15 protein-coding genes are annotated in these 15,883 nt (G+C 69.9%); all 15 read left to right on the top strand.

Features of this window, described 5'->3' with window-relative positions:
* The first annotated feature begins 46 nt into the window (after positions 1-46).
* The 15 genes from ACZ7LS_RS22570 to ACZ7LS_RS22500 all read left to right on the top strand — a co-directional run bounded on the left by ACZ7LS_RS22570 (position 47) and on the right by ACZ7LS_RS22500 (position 15,576).
* Positions 47-706 carry a phage tail tube protein gene (locus ACZ7LS_RS22570; protein ID WP_385137196.1) on the top strand — a complete coding sequence of 220 codons (660 nt, stop codon included), beginning with the start codon at positions 47-49 and terminating at the stop codon, positions 704-706.
* A gap of 107 nt (positions 707-813) precedes the next feature.
* The gene (locus ACZ7LS_RS22565) at positions 814-1,134 is read left to right on the top strand and encodes a hypothetical protein (RefSeq protein WP_385137195.1); all 321 of its coding nucleotides are present in this window, start codon (positions 814-816) and stop codon (positions 1,132-1,134) included.
* A gap of 95 nt (positions 1,135-1,229) precedes the next feature.
* Positions 1,230-1,556 carry a hypothetical protein gene (locus tag ACZ7LS_RS22560; RefSeq protein WP_385137193.1) on the top strand — a complete coding sequence of 109 codons (327 nt, stop codon included), beginning with the start codon at positions 1,230-1,232 and terminating at the stop codon, positions 1,554-1,556.
* Positions 1,557-1,560: 4 nt separating this feature from the next.
* The gene (locus ACZ7LS_RS22555) at positions 1,561-5,973 is read left to right on the top strand and encodes a phage tail tape measure protein (protein ID WP_385137192.1); all 4,413 of its coding nucleotides are present in this window, start codon (positions 1,561-1,563) and stop codon (positions 5,971-5,973) included.
* A 2-nt stretch (positions 5,974-5,975) separates the two neighbouring features.
* Entirely contained in the window at positions 5,976-6,869 is an 894-nt protein-coding gene (locus tag ACZ7LS_RS22550) for a hypothetical protein (RefSeq protein WP_385137190.1), read from the top strand.
* Positions 6,869-8,017, top strand: a complete 1,149-nt coding sequence (locus tag ACZ7LS_RS22545) for a phage tail protein (RefSeq protein ID WP_385137189.1) — start codon at positions 6,869-6,871, stop codon at positions 8,015-8,017. Before ACZ7LS_RS22550 ends, ACZ7LS_RS22545 begins: the two co-directional genes overlap by 1 nt.
* Positions 8,014-8,949 carry a hypothetical protein gene (locus ACZ7LS_RS22540; RefSeq protein ID WP_385137187.1) on the top strand — a complete coding sequence of 312 codons (936 nt, stop codon included), beginning with the start codon at positions 8,014-8,016 and terminating at the stop codon, positions 8,947-8,949. The genes ACZ7LS_RS22545 and ACZ7LS_RS22540 overlap by 4 nt, the downstream gene beginning before the upstream one ends.
* A 12-nt stretch (positions 8,950-8,961) precedes the next feature.
* A complete protein-coding gene (locus ACZ7LS_RS22535) occupies positions 8,962-9,582 on the top strand; it encodes a hypothetical protein (RefSeq protein ID WP_385137185.1) in 621 nt (206 codons plus the stop codon).
* 15 nt (positions 9,583-9,597) lie between these two features.
* Positions 9,598-11,685, top strand: a complete 2,088-nt coding sequence (locus ACZ7LS_RS22530; protein ID WP_385341754.1) for a right-handed parallel beta-helix repeat-containing protein — start codon at positions 9,598-9,600, stop codon at positions 11,683-11,685.
* 65 nt (positions 11,686-11,750) lie between these two features.
* The gene (locus tag ACZ7LS_RS22525; protein WP_385137416.1) at positions 11,751-12,623 is read left to right on the top strand and encodes a peptidoglycan-binding protein; all 873 of its coding nucleotides are present in this window, start codon (positions 11,751-11,753) and stop codon (positions 12,621-12,623) included.
* A gap of 29 nt (positions 12,624-12,652) precedes the next feature.
* Positions 12,653-12,877: a holin gene (locus ACZ7LS_RS22520; protein WP_385137418.1), complete on the top strand. Its 225-nt coding sequence runs from the start codon at positions 12,653-12,655 to the stop codon at positions 12,875-12,877.
* Positions 12,874-13,125: a hypothetical protein gene (locus ACZ7LS_RS22515; RefSeq protein ID WP_385137419.1), complete on the top strand. Its 252-nt coding sequence runs from the start codon at positions 12,874-12,876 to the stop codon at positions 13,123-13,125. The genes ACZ7LS_RS22520 and ACZ7LS_RS22515 overlap by 4 nt, the downstream gene beginning before the upstream one ends.
* Before the next feature lie 171 nt (positions 13,126-13,296).
* Positions 13,297-14,526, top strand: a complete 1,230-nt coding sequence (locus ACZ7LS_RS22510; protein WP_385137421.1) for a helix-turn-helix domain-containing protein — start codon at positions 13,297-13,299, stop codon at positions 14,524-14,526.
* A 93-nt stretch (positions 14,527-14,619) separates the two neighbouring features.
* The gene (locus ACZ7LS_RS22505; RefSeq protein WP_385137423.1) at positions 14,620-15,024 is read left to right on the top strand and encodes a recombinase family protein; all 405 of its coding nucleotides are present in this window, start codon (positions 14,620-14,622) and stop codon (positions 15,022-15,024) included.
* Between the two features lie 246 nt (positions 15,025-15,270).
* Positions 15,271-15,576 (top strand): hypothetical protein, encoded by a 306-nt coding sequence (locus tag ACZ7LS_RS22500; protein WP_385137425.1) that lies wholly within the window; start codon positions 15,271-15,273, stop codon positions 15,574-15,576.
* Positions 15,577-15,883: the final 307 nt, after the last annotated feature.

Here is a 15,883-nt window from a genome sequence, read left to right as displayed (position 1 = left end):
GCCCCGTCGTCTTCCGGCGGGGCCTTCGCCATGAGAGGAGACCGGTATGCCGGCCGCCGACTTCACCACGCTCGCCGACTTCCAGACCGCCCTGATCCGCAAGGCTCTGCGGTATGCGATCTTCGCCGCCGACCCCACCACGGCGGTGGTCGCCAACCCCTTCGACGCCGAAGGCATCCTTCAGACCCTGCCCACCGGATACCTGCCAGTCGGCTTCACCACGACCGACGGCGTCACCTTCTCCGGGGACATGTCGAACTCCGATGTGGAGTCCGGACAGAGCAGCAGCCCGACCCGCAGCGATGTGGAGACCGATATCCAGACGGCGGCGTGGGTGCCGCAGGAGACAAACGCCGCGGCGGTCGCCCTCTACGAGAACCTGCCGCTGTCCGGGGCCGGGGCGCTGCCCGACATGGGTACGGCCGCCTGGACCTGGTCCAGGCCGCTGACGCCCCCGACCCGCTACCGGCGCCTCGTGTTCATCGCCGAGGACCTCAACAAGGCCACCGGCAAACCGATTTACATCGTCCGCCACATGCCCTCGGCTCTGCGCTCCGCGCGGGAGGACGAGACCTGGACCCGCACGGCGGAGATCGCGCGCGGCGTCACCTACCAGGCGTACGTGGACGAGACCGTCGGCACGGACTCCATCACCTGGATCGACGGACCGGGCTGGCGCGACTACGCCCCGCCGGCCGGACCGTGACCGGCCCCGCCCGACCGGCACCGAGGCGGCGGCCCAGGGTGAGCCCGGCCGACTCGGTGCCTTCACCCGCTCACCCGCCGGCCACCCAGAAGCGAGACGAGAAAACCATGAGCAAGCCGAACAAGAAGCGGTACATCCTGGAGCAGGTCCACGAGCAGTACGCCGAGGCCGTCGGCGGTGAACTGGTGGAGTTCGAGGCGAGGGGCGAGACCTACAGCTTCCCGCACCCGCTCTTCGCCGAGGAGGAATGGGCGGACTCGGTCGACGCCGCGGAGTCCGCCAAGGACAAGGCGCGCGCGATGCTCGGGGACGAGCAGTACGCCAAGTACAAGGCGGCCGGCGGCTCGGACAATGACATCGCCCTCCTGTTCATGGCGATCCAGCAGGATTCCCAGGGGCAGATCAAGAAGCGCCCTACACGGCGCTAGGCATCCTCGGCCGGTACCCGGAGGCCGTTGAAGCGGACCTCGCCCGCTACTACCCGCGCGACGGGGACCAACTGGCGGCGTACTGGCGCGGGGACATGTCACTGCGCCGGCTGCGGGTGCTCGTGGAGCACCTGCCGCCGGACTCGGCGACCGGCCGGGCGGTCCTCGGTCATCACTGGTCGCATGAGACGTACATGCTCGCCGACCTGCTCGACCTCAACGCACGTCTGCATGTCGACTTCCGCAACGCCAACCGGGGCGAGAAGAGCCCGGAGGAGCCGTACCCCGAGCCTGCGTGGCGGCCGGGGGACCGGACACCGAAGCAGAAGGCGAAGGCGGCGCGAAAGGCCCTGGCCGAGGCCCGGCAGGGCTATCGGCGGATCGTTGCCATCGCGACACCGGAGCACATGGAGAAGGGGTGATGTCATGCCCCGTGCGGGTGCCGTATGGGTCGATGTCCTGCCGAACATGTCCGGGTTCGCCAGCCAGCTCGGCAGGGAGATCGGCGAGCCCGTCGCCCAGGCGTCCGCCCGCGCGGGCGCCCAGGGCGGCGAGAGCCTCATGGGCGGCATGAAGGCGAAGATGATGGCCGGGGCCCTGGCGGCGGGCGTCGGCGTCGGGGCCTTGGTCGTCAAGGGACTTGAACAGTCCATCGAGAAGCAGAAGGCGACCGGCAAGCTGAAGGCGCAGCTGGACCTGTCCGCGAAGGACGCCCAGCGCGCCGGCGCCGCCGCGGGGAAGCTGTTCACCGACACGGTCACCGGCACGGTGGAAGAGGGAGCCGCGGCGGTTCGCGCCATCATGGCGTCGGGCCTGGCGCCGGAGAAGGCGACCACCAAGCAGCTCGCCGCGATCGCCACCCGGGCCCAGGACCTCAGCACGCTCTTCGAAGTCGACCTCGCCCAGGGCGCGAACGCCGCCGGACAGGCCGTGAAGACCGGCCTGGCGAAGAACGCCACCGAGGCGTTCGACACCCTCACCCGCGGCTTCCAGGTCATGGGCCCGCGTGCCGACGACCTCGCCGATACGTTCAACGAGTACAGCACCATTTTCAGGTCGCTGGGCCTGCCCATCAAGACCGTGACCGGTCTGCTGACGCAGGGCATGAAGGCCGGTGCCCGGGACACCGACACCCTCGGCGACGCGCTGAAGGAATTCCAGATCAGGGCCACGGACGGAAGCACCACATCCGCAGCAGGATTCAAGGCCCTCGGCCTGGACGCCAAGACGACGACCGCGCAGATCGCGGCGGGCGGCCGGGGCGCGGCCTCTGGCCTCCAAGACGTCCTGGACCGGCTGCGCAAGATGAAAGACCCGGTCGACCGGAACGCCGCCGCGGTGGCCTTGTTCGGGGCCAAGGCCGAGGACCTCGCAGGCGCGTTGTTCGCCCTGGACCCGTCCAAGGCGGAAGCCGACCTCGGCCGGGTGGGCGGTGCCGCGAAGCGAGCCGGGGACGATCTTCGGAAGGACGCGGGGACGTCGTTCGAGCAGTTCAAACGGCGCGCTCTGATGACGATCGGCGACGCCACCGCGAAGTACGCGCTGCCCCCGCTGATGAAGTTCGCCGGCTTCCTGAACCGGGATGTCCTGCCCGCCGTGAAGGCGACGGCGGGATGGTTCGACCGCAGTCTCGTACCCGCCGTGAAGGCGGTGGCCGCCGGGTTCATGGACGGCGTGGCCTGGGTCCGCGAGTACGGCATCTGGTTCGCTCCGCTGGCCATCGCCATCGGCGGCGTGACTCTCGCCCTGTCCGCCAACGCCATCGCCACCGGCATTTCGCTGGGGGTGCTGGGCGCGTACTCGATCGCGGTTCGCGGCATCACGGCCGTGACCCGGGCTTGGGCCGCCGTACAGGCCGCGTTCAACACCGTGATGGCGCTGAACCCGGTCACGCTCGTGGTGATCGGCCTCGTCGCCCTGGGCGCCGCGCTGGTCATCGCCTACAAGAAGAGCGAGACGTTCCGCACCATCGTCCAGAGCGCTTGGCAGGGCATCCAGGCCGGTTGGTCGTTCATGTGGAACAGCATTCTGAAGCCCGGGTTCGGATACCTGATGACCGGTCTGAAGGCGATCGGTGCCGCGGCGATGTGGCTCTGGAACAGCGCGATCAGCCCGGCCCTGAGCTTCATCTCCACCGGGGTGCGGATCGTCGCCACGGTCATCGGCGTCACCCTGTACGTGGCCTTCAAGCTCCTCGCCACGACGGCGATGTGGCTGTGGAACACGGCCCTGAAGCCCGTGTTCTCGGCGATCGGCACGGCCGCGCTGTGGCTGTGGAACAACGCCTTCAAGCCCGCCTGGGCGGGCATCGTCTCGGGGGCGACGCTGCTGTGGTCCGGGGTGAGCGTGGTCTTCGGCTACCTCATGACCGGCATCCGTACGGTCGCCAGCTGGGTCAGGTGGCTCTACAACGCCGCGGTGAAGCCGGTGGTGGGCTGGATCGTGGCCGGTTTCAACCTGGCGTGGAGCGGTGTGAAGACCGTGTTCGGGTATCTGACGGCCGGGCTGAAGACGGCGGGCGACTGGTTCACGTGGCTGTGGAACAACGCCGTCAGACCTGCCCTGAACGGCATCAAAACCGTGGTGAGCACGGTCTACGAGTCCGGTATCCGCCCGGTGTTCGACCGGCTGAAGTCCGCGATCGGCCTGGTCAGTGTCGCGTTCGACACGGCACGCAAGGCGATCAAGCTGGCGTGGGACAAGGTGAAGGGCATCGCCAAGGCGCCCGTCGCGTTCATCGTGAACACGGTCTACAACCGCGGCATTGTCGGGACGTGGAACAAGGTTGCCGAGGTCTTCGGCGCCCCGACGCTCGACACCGTGAAGGGCTTCGCCCGGGGCGGCGTGCTGCCGGGATCGTCTAGTTTCCGGCAGGGTGACGATCAGCTGGTGCCGATGCGCCGCGGCGAGGGCGTGTACGTCTCCGAGGCGATGCGCGACCCCTACGAGCGGGCCCGGCTGCACGCAGTCAACTCGGCGGCGATGCGCGGGCAGTCCCTCGATCGGTTCCGGGACGGGCAGGGCTTCGCGAAGGGCGGCATCTTCGACTGGGTGAAGTCGACCGCGTCCAAGGGTGTCGACCTTGCCAAGTCGGGCGTGAACTGGCTGAAGGACGGCGTCAAGGCGTCCGCCGAGGCGGGGCTGAACAGCATCGTCACGCCGCTGATCAACAAGATCTCGGGGTCCGCGTCCGTCTATAAGGACATGGTCACTGGCATCCCCAAGAAGATGCTGTCCACGATCTTCGATTTCTCCGGCAAGGCCGACACGGAGATGGAGAAGGCCGGTATCGGCGGCAAGGGCTTCACGTCGGCCCTGTCGTGGGCGCGCACCCAGGCGGGCCTGCCTTACCAGTGGGCAGGCAACGGCAATCCGTCGTGGGACTGCTCCGGGTTCCTGTCCGCGATCGAGTCCGTCATCCGGGGCCACAAGCCCCACCGCCGGTGGGCGACCGGGGCGTTCTCCGGGGCGACGGCGCCGCCGGGCTGGGTGCTCAACGCGCGCTCTCCGTACCAGATCGGCATCACAAACGCGGGCGTGGGCCACACGGCCGGGACGATCAACGGCACCAACGTGGAGAGCAGGGGCGGGGACGGGGTATTGGTCGGTTCCCGGGCCCGCTCCTACATGGACCCGCTATTCACCCACCGGTACGGGCTGAGGGGGTTCGCCGACGGCGGCCGGCCTCGCTCGGGCGAGCTGGCGTGGGTCGGTGAGCGCGGGCCGGAACTGGTGCGGTTCCGGGGCGGCGAGGACGTGTACGACACCCGTACGTCCATGGCCATGGCCGCGCGCCTGGGCTCGATGCGCGGCTTCGCTAAGGGCACCAAGGTCACCAAGGCGGGGCAGGCCCGCAAGGAGATCCCGGCCGACCTGGTCAACTTCACCAAGTCCCTCACGGGGTCGGCGGCCGAGATCGCCAAGGCGGCCAAGGCGCTGACCGATGACCTGAAGGACGCGGGCGGCGCTGGCAAGTCGCTGGCCGTATCGACGGCGAAGGCGTCGGCGCGGCTCCAGACGATGGCCAAGCAGCGGGACGCCATCGGCTCGAAGATCGCGACCGCGAAGGCGGCGGCCGGGGACCAGCAGAAGGCCGCGGCGGATTTTCTGGGTCTGTCCAACCTGTCTGATGTGACGTCGATCGGTGGCCTCATCAGCGGAATGCAGGGCAAGCAGAACACCGCCGAAGCGTTCCAGAAACAGATCGCCCTCATGTCGAAGAAGGGCCTGGACCAGGGCCTCATTCAGCAGTTGGTCGCGATGGGCCCGGACAGTGCACTGGCCGGGATGGTCTCCGGTGCCTCGGCCGCTCAGGTCAAGCAGCTGAACGCCCTGGCGAAGTCCGGCATGAAGCTGTCGAGCAGCTACGGCAACACGATGGCCGACGCCATGTACGACGCGGGATCGGCCGCGTCGAAGGGCTTCCTGGCCGGGCTGATGGCCGATGAGAAGAACATCCAGGCGGCGATGGCGAAGATCGGCGCGGGAGCGGTCAAGGCGATCAGGTCGAAGAAGGGCCTGGACGCGCACTCGCCGAGCCGCAAGGGCGCGCAGGCCGGTAAGGATCTGGGGGCCGGTCTGGTCGCCGGTATGGCGGCCTCCGGGCCCGCGTTGACTACGGCCGCCGAACGTCTGGCCGAAGCCGCACTTCCCAGGAAGTCTGTAGTTCCGGTCACCTCCGGCCGTACCGCCGCCAGCGGGACGGACCTGCTCGACGGCCTGTCGGTCGCGATCGTTCTGCCGGACGGCTCACAGCTGGACGGCTACGTCGACACCCGTGTGAACGCGGGCCTGAGCACCGTCCGGCAGCGTAAGCGCGCGGGCGCGAGAGGGAGGTAACCATGCCGATGATCGTGGACCCGAACGCACCGCAGGTGACACCGCCGGAGAGGATCACCAGCCCTGACGGCTGGTTCGCCGCGATCGTCCAGGACCTGTGGGCGGGCGTGGTCCTCTCGGTGGACTACACCGCCGGGACGGCGCTGCCCGGTGTCGCCGGCGTCCGGCAGGTCCGCATCACGCGGACCGACCCGGGCGCCGGCGGCCCCGTTCCCGTGCGGTCCGCCGATCCGGCCTGGGCGATCGAGGGCGTCGGTACGGCCTACGACCACGAAGCCCCGCTCGGCGTCGCGGTCATCTACACGGCCACGGCCCTCTATGCGGACGGCACGGCCGGCCCCGCATCGAGCCTGGCCATTACCGTTCCGGCACCCGCACCCGGGCAGAGCAAGGACCTATGGCTGAAGAGCCTGGACGAACCCAGCCTCTCCCTGCGGGTGATGATCGTGGGGCGGCCGGAGGCGACCAGCGCGGGCCGCCAGTCCGTGGCCGATGTCCCCGGAAGCCCTTACCGGGTGGTGGCGTTCGACCAGCACGCCGCGGAGTCCTACCCGGTCACTATCGACGTGCCGCCCGAGCAGGTCGACCAGGTCCGCGCGCTGCTGCGCTCCGGTGTCCTGCTCGCCCAGACCCGGCCCGGCTACGTCACCTTGCCGGACGCGTTCCATGTGCCGTCCGATATCAGCGGGCCGGTGTCGACGGGCCGTCTCGGCGCTTCGGGCGGCTACCAGTTCACGTGGACCATCGAGCCGGTCGCCCGTCCGGACACCGCCGGGCAGGCGATGCGCTTGCCCGGCTGGTCGTGGGACCAGATGGCTGCCGAGTTCGCGACGTGGGACGCGGTCGCGTCCAGCTACTCCACGTGGGCGTCGGCGAGCACGAACGGGATCACCTGATGCTGCGAATATCCCCCGGGGCGCAGGCCGCTGTCACCGGCGCCGCGAGGCGCCCGGTCCGCGCGGAGTGGACGAACGACGGCCGGACCTGGACCCCTGTGCCGCAGGTGGGCGGGGCCGAAGTCCGCCCGGACCGTACCGCGGAGTGCCGCTACAGCGGCACCGCCGAACTGCTCGGCGTCCCACTGGGCGCCTCCGGTATCAACACCATGGCCACCCAGGTCAGGCTGTGGCAGGGCATCGGGGCGCCGCGCATGGACGTGGAGTGGATCCCCGCCGGCCGCTACGTCGTGGACCGGATCAGCCGGACCCGCACGGGCGCCGCCGTCGAACTGCTCGGGCTGGAAGACGCGGTCAGATCGGCCGGGTTCCCGATGCCGCGCACCGTCGGGCCGGACTCCGCACGCGCCCTGGCGTCCGGTCTGATCGCCGAGGCGCTGCCCGCCGCTGCGGTGGCCTGGCGCACGGGTGTCGACCCGGACACCACCATCCCGGCGTTCGTGGTCGAGACGGACCGATGGGCGGCGCTCAGCGGCGGCACGGACACGGCGGGCGCCGGTACCGGAATCGCCACGGCGCTCGGTGGCGAATTCTGGTGCGACGCGCGGGGGGTGGCCACGTTCGGGCCGGTGCCGACCCTGTCCGATCCGGTGGTCTGGCGCATCCCCTACGGTCTCGCCCTGGTCGAGCCCGCCGAGCAGCAGAGCGCCGAGGGGCTCGTGAACGTGTGGGCCATCAGCGGCGACGGCGGCGACGGAGCTCCGTCCGTGGGACCGGTGTTCGTGTGGGACGACGACCCCACCAGCCTCACCTACGCGGGGCCGGACCCGGTCGGTGACCCGCTCGCCCCGCAGCGCCTGGGCCTGGCCGGTGTGCGCGTGCGCGTGGACCGATACTCCTCGCCGCTGATCACCAGCGTGGGCCAGGCCGAAGAGGTCGGACGGGCCAAGCTCGCCGACTCCCTCGGTATCCAGTCGTCGCTGTCGTTCACCGCGGCCTGCCATCCGGGCCTGGAACCCGGAGACGTCGTTGAGGTCGAAGTCCGGCCCGCCCAGTGGCAGCGCCACATCGTGGATTCCTGCTCGTACAGCCTCGGCGCTGTGGCGATGTCCTGCACCACCCGCACGACCGCACGGAGGCTGACATGAGTGACGCCGCGTCCGAACTCGGCGCGCAGCTGGCCCTCGACGCCAGCAGCGCGACCAACGTGGCCACGGTCAGCGCCCAGGTGGACGACGTCACCGACCTCGGGGTGAACCTGCTCATGGGCGGCGCGCTGATCACCGACGTGCCGTGCACGGACGCCTACCGCAACCGGAAGGCCGGCGACTGGGTCGCCGTCCGGCGTGGGTCCCGCCCGGTGGTGATGTGGCGCCTGGGCGATGATCCGGGCGAGGCGACCGAGACACGTATCCGGGAGATCGCCGAGGACGCCGCGGCCGACCTTCAGGTCATCCGCGCGGCGACCTGGGGCACCGTGGCACCGACCGGGCCCGGTTGGCAGACGACCAGCACCCTGTTCATCCGCAAGAACGCACAGGGCAAGGTGGAGCTGTACGCGCAGATCGGATCCCTGACCGACCCGTCGCCGCCCGAACCGCCAGGCCGCGCGCCGAGCCCAGTCACCATCAGCCCCAGCAGTGCGGGTTCCTGGCGCAACGGCCGCCCCGACGAGGGCCGCGACGGCGCCGCCTACCAGGGCGACTACACCGGCGGCGGCAACCTGCGCGGCGGATGGTTCTACGGCACGGCGATCGCCGCAGCGTGTGCGGGCAAGAGTGTGGCCTCCATGACGCTGACCCTCACCCGCCGGCGCGGCACAGGCGTCAACGCGAAGCGCCCCGCGCACGTGTACCTGCACAACTACACCCTGCCGCCCTCCGGTCAGCTCTCCCTCGGCGACGGCCCGGAAGACCTGCTGCGGCTGTCCGTCGGCGCGCGCGGCACCGCACCGCTGCCCGCCGCCTGGCGCAGCGCCCTGGCCTCCGGCAGCGCCCGGGGCCTGGCCGTCTACGCCTCCGGCAGGACCGACTACGCCGCCTTCACGGGCGGCTCTCTCCGAATCACCTTCTCCGCGTAAGGAGCCCGCATCATGGCGACGGTTGGACTGGCGAACATCCGGATCCCGGCGGGCAACAACGCCCCGGCCGGCCCCGGGCAACTCGCCGAGCTGGCACTCGATATCGACCCCCACCTGATCCTGCACGTCGCCGATCTGGCCGAGCGCAACAGCCTCTACGCTGGCGCCCCCGCGAACACGATGGTCAGCGCGGCGGACGGCTCGCTGTGGAAGAAGACGGCCAGCGACAGCAACAGCTGGGTGACCTGGTGGGAACCGCTGCCCGCCTGGCGAACACTTCCCCTCGCCACCGGCTACCAGGAAGGCACCCTCACCCCGCAGATACGGATGATCGGCAAGCAGGTCCACACCCGCGGCCGGATCGTCCGTACCGACGGGGGACTGATCGTGGGCACCGACGGTGTGCAGATCGCGACCGTCCCCAACGACACCATCCCCGAGCAGAGCGGCACATCCGGCGCCTACTTCAGCCTCACCGGGCCGCCGCTGATCGGTGCGGGACGCTACGAAGTCCGGGGGAAGAACGACACCCCGCCGGGCGCGCTGGTCTTCTACTCCCAGGACGGCGCCCAGGATGGCGGCGCCGTGGGCTGCACCTGGGTGGACGTCAGCGGCTCCTACTGGCTCGACTGAGAGGCGGCTGCACTGATGGCGATCTACACCTACGGCGGTACCCCGTCGGACGTCCTGACCACCGCGACCGGCGACGTGGTGCCCGACTACCCCGTCAACGTCCGCGTGGCCGGTACCGGAGAACTGATCACCGCCCTGTACGAGGCGGACGGCGCGACACCGATCGGCACGCTGCGGACCAACGCGGCCAACTCCCAGGCCCCGGGCGCGATCCGTACGTTCAAGGTCGACAGCATCTCGGCCATCGAGTACGAGTACCTCGACACCGCGGGACACCCCGTGCGCTGGTACCAGGCCGCGCGGGAAGCGGCGGCCGGAGCCCTCGACAAGCTCGACGGGAAACTCGACAAGACCGGCGGAACCCTCACCGGGAAAGCGCAGGTCGCGGTGACCTCGGCGGCCACCGTGGCGCTGGCCGCGTTCGTGACCGGCGACGGGTTCGACCGTTGGCGCCTGACCGCCGACGGCAAACAGGCGTGGGGGCCAGGCACCGCAGCGCGGGATACCTACCTGGAACGTACCGGCGTCGGCTTACTGTCCACGCCCGGAACCTTCCAGGCCGCGCTGGTCGACCAGCGCGCACAGCGTGTCTTCGACGTCCACGCGTTCGGTGCGAAGGGCGACGGAGTCACCAACGACATCGCCGCGATCCAGGCCGCCCTGGACGCCGCCTACACGGCCGGCGGCGGGACCGTCGTCTTCCAGGCCGGCCGCACCTACAACGTCACGACCTTCATGGTCTGCAAGGCCAACACCACCGTCATCGCCTACGGGGCAACCATCCGGTCCGTGAACGCGACGACCGGCTGCTTCCGCAACTTCTACGGCAACGACTCCTTCGCCGCCTACACCGGGCACTCCAACATCACCGTGCTCGGCGGCCTGTGGGACGGCAACGGCTACAAGGCCGCCGACGGCTCGGGCGTCGTCACCGCCACGACCAACATCATGACGTTCATCCACTGCGCCAACATCATCGTGAAGGACGCGATCTTCCGGGACTGCTCCGGCTCGCACGGCCTGGAAGTCAACGCCGTCTCCGGGGCCCGGATCACCGACTGCCGATTCGAAGGGTTCGTGGACAACACGGCCGACCAGAGCCGACTCACGTCCGAGGCCCTCGAAATCGACGTCGCCAAGAGCGGCTCCAGCGCGATCGGAGACATGGACGGCACCACCTGTGCGGACGTGTCGGTCACCAACTGCTGGTTCGGGCCCTCGGCCCGGCTGGGCAACTGGGGACGCGCGGTCGGCTCGCACAGCATCGTCACCGGATCCTTCTACGACCGGATCACCGTCCGGGACTGCGAGATCACCGGCGCCTACGAGGTCGGCATCCGGGCCCTGTACTGGCGGGACTCGGTCATCTCGGGCAACCGGATCTCGGGCACCGGCAGCGCGGGCATCTACGCGCCCACCGACAGCGCCGCCGCGCAGACGTCCAGAGACCTGACCATCACCGACAACATCATCAGCGGTTCCGGCGCTGATGCCGGTATCCGCATCGCGGGCCTGGCCAACGCACCGTGGTCCGAGGTCGTCATCCGCGGCAACACCGTCCGCGCGGCCACCGGCTACGGCGTGCGGGCGGACTACGCGACCGGCGCGGTCATCGAGGGCAACCGGTGCACGGCCACCAGCCTCGGCGGCATCCTCGCCCAGGAGAGCAACCGCGCCAACGTCTCCGGCAACAGCCTCTCCTCCGCAGGGTCGAACGCCATCAACATCGCCGGATGCTCCAGCGCCGTCGTGGCGAACAACCTGATCGACGGCACCACCACCAACCACGGCATCGTCGTGGGCGCGAGCACGTCGGCCGGCGGGAACGTCAACGTGAGCGGCAACATGATCCGCGCGGCGGCCTCCGCCGGGATCCGCCTGTCCTCGCCCGGGTGCCTCATCACCGGCAACATGATCCGCAAGGACGGCGGCGCCACCGTCAACGGCGTCTCCATGACCGCCACGGCAACGGGGTGCGTCATCGCGGGCAACGACATGACCGGCAACGCCTGGACCGCCGCCACCGCCCTGGTCCTGTCGACCGCGGCCCCAGTACTGGACTGGGCTGGCGGCACCACCAGCCCTGGCCACAACCGAATCTGAACCATCCCACACCTGAGCCCCGAGCCAGCCGGCCGGGGCTCTTCGCATGCCCTGGGAGGGCACACATGGCCACACCGCTGTCCGCCGCCGCGTTCCTCGCGGCCCTGCGCGCCGAGGGCGTGAAGGTCGTTGAAGTCGGCAACTGGCGCATCCACAACCGGAACTCGAAGGGGCCGTGGGGCCCGGTCCACGGCGTGATGATCCACCACACCGTCACCTCCGGCACCGCCTCTACCGTCCGGCTCTGCCGCGACGGCCACAGCGCACTGCCCGGCCCGCTGTGCCACGGAGTCATCGCCAAGGACGGCACCGTCCACCTGGTCGGCTACGGCCGCGCGAACCACGCGGGGTCGGGCGACGGCGACGTGCTGCGCGCGGTGATCAACGAGTCGGCGCTGCCCGCCGACAACGAGGCGGACACCGACGGGAACCGGCACTTCTACGGCTTCGAGTGCGAGAACCTCGGCGACGGCAAGGATCCTTGGCCGGCCGCGCAGCTGGAGGCGATCGAGCGCGTCTCGGCTGCGGTCTGTCGAGCGCACGGCTGGGGTGCCCGGTCGGTGATCGGGCATCTGGAGTGGCAGCCCGGCAAGGTCGACCCGCGCGGCTTCACGATGGACGCGATGCGGGCCCGTGTCGCGGAGCGGCTCGCCGCGGCGAAGCCCAAGCCCACACCGAAGCCACCGGCGACATTCGAACCGTTCCCAGGGGCCGCGTTCTTCGCGGCCGGCCGCCGCAGCGCGGTCATCACCGCGATGGGCAAGCGACTGGTGGCTGCGGGCTGCGGACGGTACGCGGTGGGCCCGGGGCCGGAATGGTCCGAGGCCGACCGGAAGTCGTACGCCGCGTGGCAGCGCAAGCTCGGCTACTCCGGGAGCGCCGCCGACGGCGTGCCCGGCCGAGCTTCCTGGGATCGCCTCAAGGTCCCGAACGTCTGACCCTCACCCGAACTGATCGGAGTATCACCATGGCTACTGCCCCCGTAGAGACCAAGGTCAAGGCCGCATCGGCGGTTACGTTCGTTGTCGGTATCGCGATCGCCGTACTCAACGCGGTGGCCGCCGACTCCAGCTTGCTCGGTTCGCTGCCCGCATGGCTCCAGGCCGTGGCGCTGCCGCTGATACCGACCGCGCTCGCGTTCCTCGCCGGGTACCAGGCGAAGCACAGCCCGCGTACCGGCCTGCTGCGGTGACCCCGCAGGAGTCGACCCAGGTCGCGGTCGAACTGGAGCGGCTCCGCGGCACCGTCGCAGAAGGCTTCGCCACCCTGAACGGGCGGTTGGACACCACGCTCCAGCGCACGGGTCAGGTCGAGAAGGACGTAGGGGAACTGGAGACGCGCGTAGCCGCGCTGGAGCGAGGCCGCTGGCCGATGCCCACGATTGCCGTCCTCGCCGGTGTGGCCGGTACCGCATCCGGTCTGATCGCCCTCTACCGCTGACCCCGTACCCACCGCGCCCTCTGTCTGGCCTTCACGGGCTGGGCAGGGGGCGTTCGTGCATTCGGTGACATGGAGAAGGGCCTCACGGTCAGAGATTCGTAAGGCCCTTCCACGTAGCCCGGCCATCTGACGGGGGTACATTTCCCAGTGGACGCTAGGAATGGAGCCAGTATGCCCCACTACAGCGATGTCCAGGGGGGCGCAGACAGCAACGGACAGAGGCTGTCTCGTCTACGCATGCGCCGCCGCTGGACACAACAACGACTCGCTACCGAAACCGGGTACTCCCTCTCCGCCGTGAAAGCCTTTGAGCAGGGGCGCCGTTCCCTCGATCGCCCCGCGATCATCCTCAACCTCTGCCGCGCTCTCGACTGCCACCCCACCGAAATCACAGGCGGCCCCGTCGTTCCCCCACAGAGCGACCACGACGGCCAAGAGGCCGTTGCGGGCGTGGCCGCGGTACGCCGCGCGATCCTCCGCCACGGCCGGCCTGCCCGCCCAACCGAGCAGGAGGTCAGCGAAGTTGACCTGCATGACCTGCGCAAGCGGACGACCGAGGCTAACCGGCAGCGGGCCTCCGCCTCGTTCACGAAGGCCAGCCGGACCCTCCCCGCACTACTCCGCGACCTTCAAGTGGCAGCCGAGGTCAGCGAGGGAGACGACCGCCGTGCAGCGTTCGGGCTGCTTACCTCCGCCTACGAATGCGCAATGCAGTACCTCTACAAGCTCGGGCACGTCAGTGATGCGACGCTCGCCACCGAGCGCGTGGTGTGGTCCGCCCAGGAGACGGACGACCCGCTCCGCATCCTGGCCGCCAGTTGGTACGACGCCGGAGAGTTTTTGTCCATCGGCGAGCACGACGAGGCTGGCGCCATCATCGACGGCGCGCTCTCCGACCTCGGAGCCATCAAGGGACCAGGGCCCGAGGCCGTGTCGCTGACGGGGGCGTTTGAGCTGAAGGCATCGCTCAACTACGCCCGCGCAGCAGATGGCGAGTCCGCAGAGCGGCACTGGAAGCGGGCGGGAAAGACTGCGGAGAGACTCGGCGAGGACCGGAACGACTTTCAGTTGCAGTTCGGACCAACGAACTTGGCCATCTGGGGTGTCTCCCTTCCGGTCGAAATGGGCAAGGGGCGCCTGGCGGTAGAGCGCGCGGAAAAGGTCAAGCTCCCTGAGCAGTACTCGCCCGAGCGGCGGTCGCATCACTTCATCGATGTGGGCCGCGCCCACTTCTACAACGGGCAGCGAGAGGAAGCTCTCGGCGCGTTCCTCACCGCGGAGCGCCTGGCCCCGCAGGCGACCCGGATGCATTCGGGGGTGCGGGAGACGGTGGGCACGATGATCCGCACTCAGAAGCGCGGCCAGCTCGCGGAGTTCGGCATCCGCTTGGGCGTCGTCTGACGAAAGAGGGCTACATTCTGTAGCCCTTGTGTCACCCCTCGATCCGTAGCGTCAGTGGCGCAGATCACAGATGCCACGGATTGAGGGGGCAGTATGCCCGGCCGACCACCGCTCGCGTTCATCTATGACCGCCACGCCACCGAGCACCGCGCCCCCCTCGACTTACGCCTCGACGGATGCCGGAACTGGGCCGCGCTGCACGGCTGGGAGATCGCGGGTATCTGGCTCGACCTCGGAGACGCGGCCCTGACCGACGGGCACCGCCGCCAGTTCGACGGCCTGTGCGGCGCGATGGCCCTGTACGCGGGCAACCGCGAGGTCCTGTGCCTCATCCACACCTGGGACCGCCTCACACGCACCGACGCGCGCCCGGAGTACCAGCGCAGCATCGCCATCGCCGGCGGGTACACGGCCACCTGCCTCGGTGAGGACGACCGATGGGCATTCAGCGAGGAGCGCTTGGCCGCGCACGCCGGGTCCGCAGGGCATGTGTCATGACCACGGCCCTGTACACGGCGCCCGCCTGTCGCCTTGATGAGCACGCCGAGTGCCCCGGCCCCGGCGAGACCCGGCTCGCCTGGCAGACACCCACACAGCCCCCCATCGAGACCCGGCACTGCGCGTGCTCCTGCCACCACCCGGAGGGCCCGCGGTGAGCGAGCGGGCCCGGCAGCTGCTGTACGTGGCGGTCCTCACCGTGCTCCTGGCCGTGCTCGCGGTCGCCATCGCCTCCGGGGGCCGATCGTGAGACTCCGCCTCCAGCTCGACCCGACAGCCACCGGCGCACTGGGCGCCTGCTTCATGTGCGAGCGCGACCACCTCACCGTCGTGACGGTCGGCGTCCTCACCAATGCCACCGGCCCCGGCCACTCGGCGACCGAGATCCCGGTTGACGCCTGCCGGGCCTGCGAGGGGCGCCTGCTCCTGCTGCTCGCGGATGCCCAGCGGCCCCTGGTCCGGCCCTACGTAGCGGCCGTGCATCCCCACCGACTCCCTGTCCGCTACACCCCGTTGGCGGGCAGGAGTGAGGGCCCTCGGGCTCGGGCGTGAGCCCGAGGGCCCGCGTACCCCCATTGACTCCCGCCCCGGCCGCCAGCCAGGACGGGTCCACCAGACAGAACCCGAAGGGACGAAGAGTTGGTCTTCAATCGCAAGGTCGGTACCGCTGGCGCCACGGATGGGGTGTCCGCCCGCACGGACAAGTCATCCAGGACCGCGACGCCTGATCCGCAGGGAAACCGTTCGCAGCGACGAGCGGCAGCCAAAGAGGCCAAGAAGAACAAGTAGAGCCGTACCTCCCTTTGACCCCCGCGGGCTGCTGAGGCCCAGCAGCCCGCAGGTGTAAGCGCTCCGGCCG

The organism is Streptomyces sp. NPDC039430 (assembly GCF_055639435.1).
Note: the sequence above shows the minus strand (reverse complement) of the source record. Positions and strands in the feature narration are given on the sequence as shown.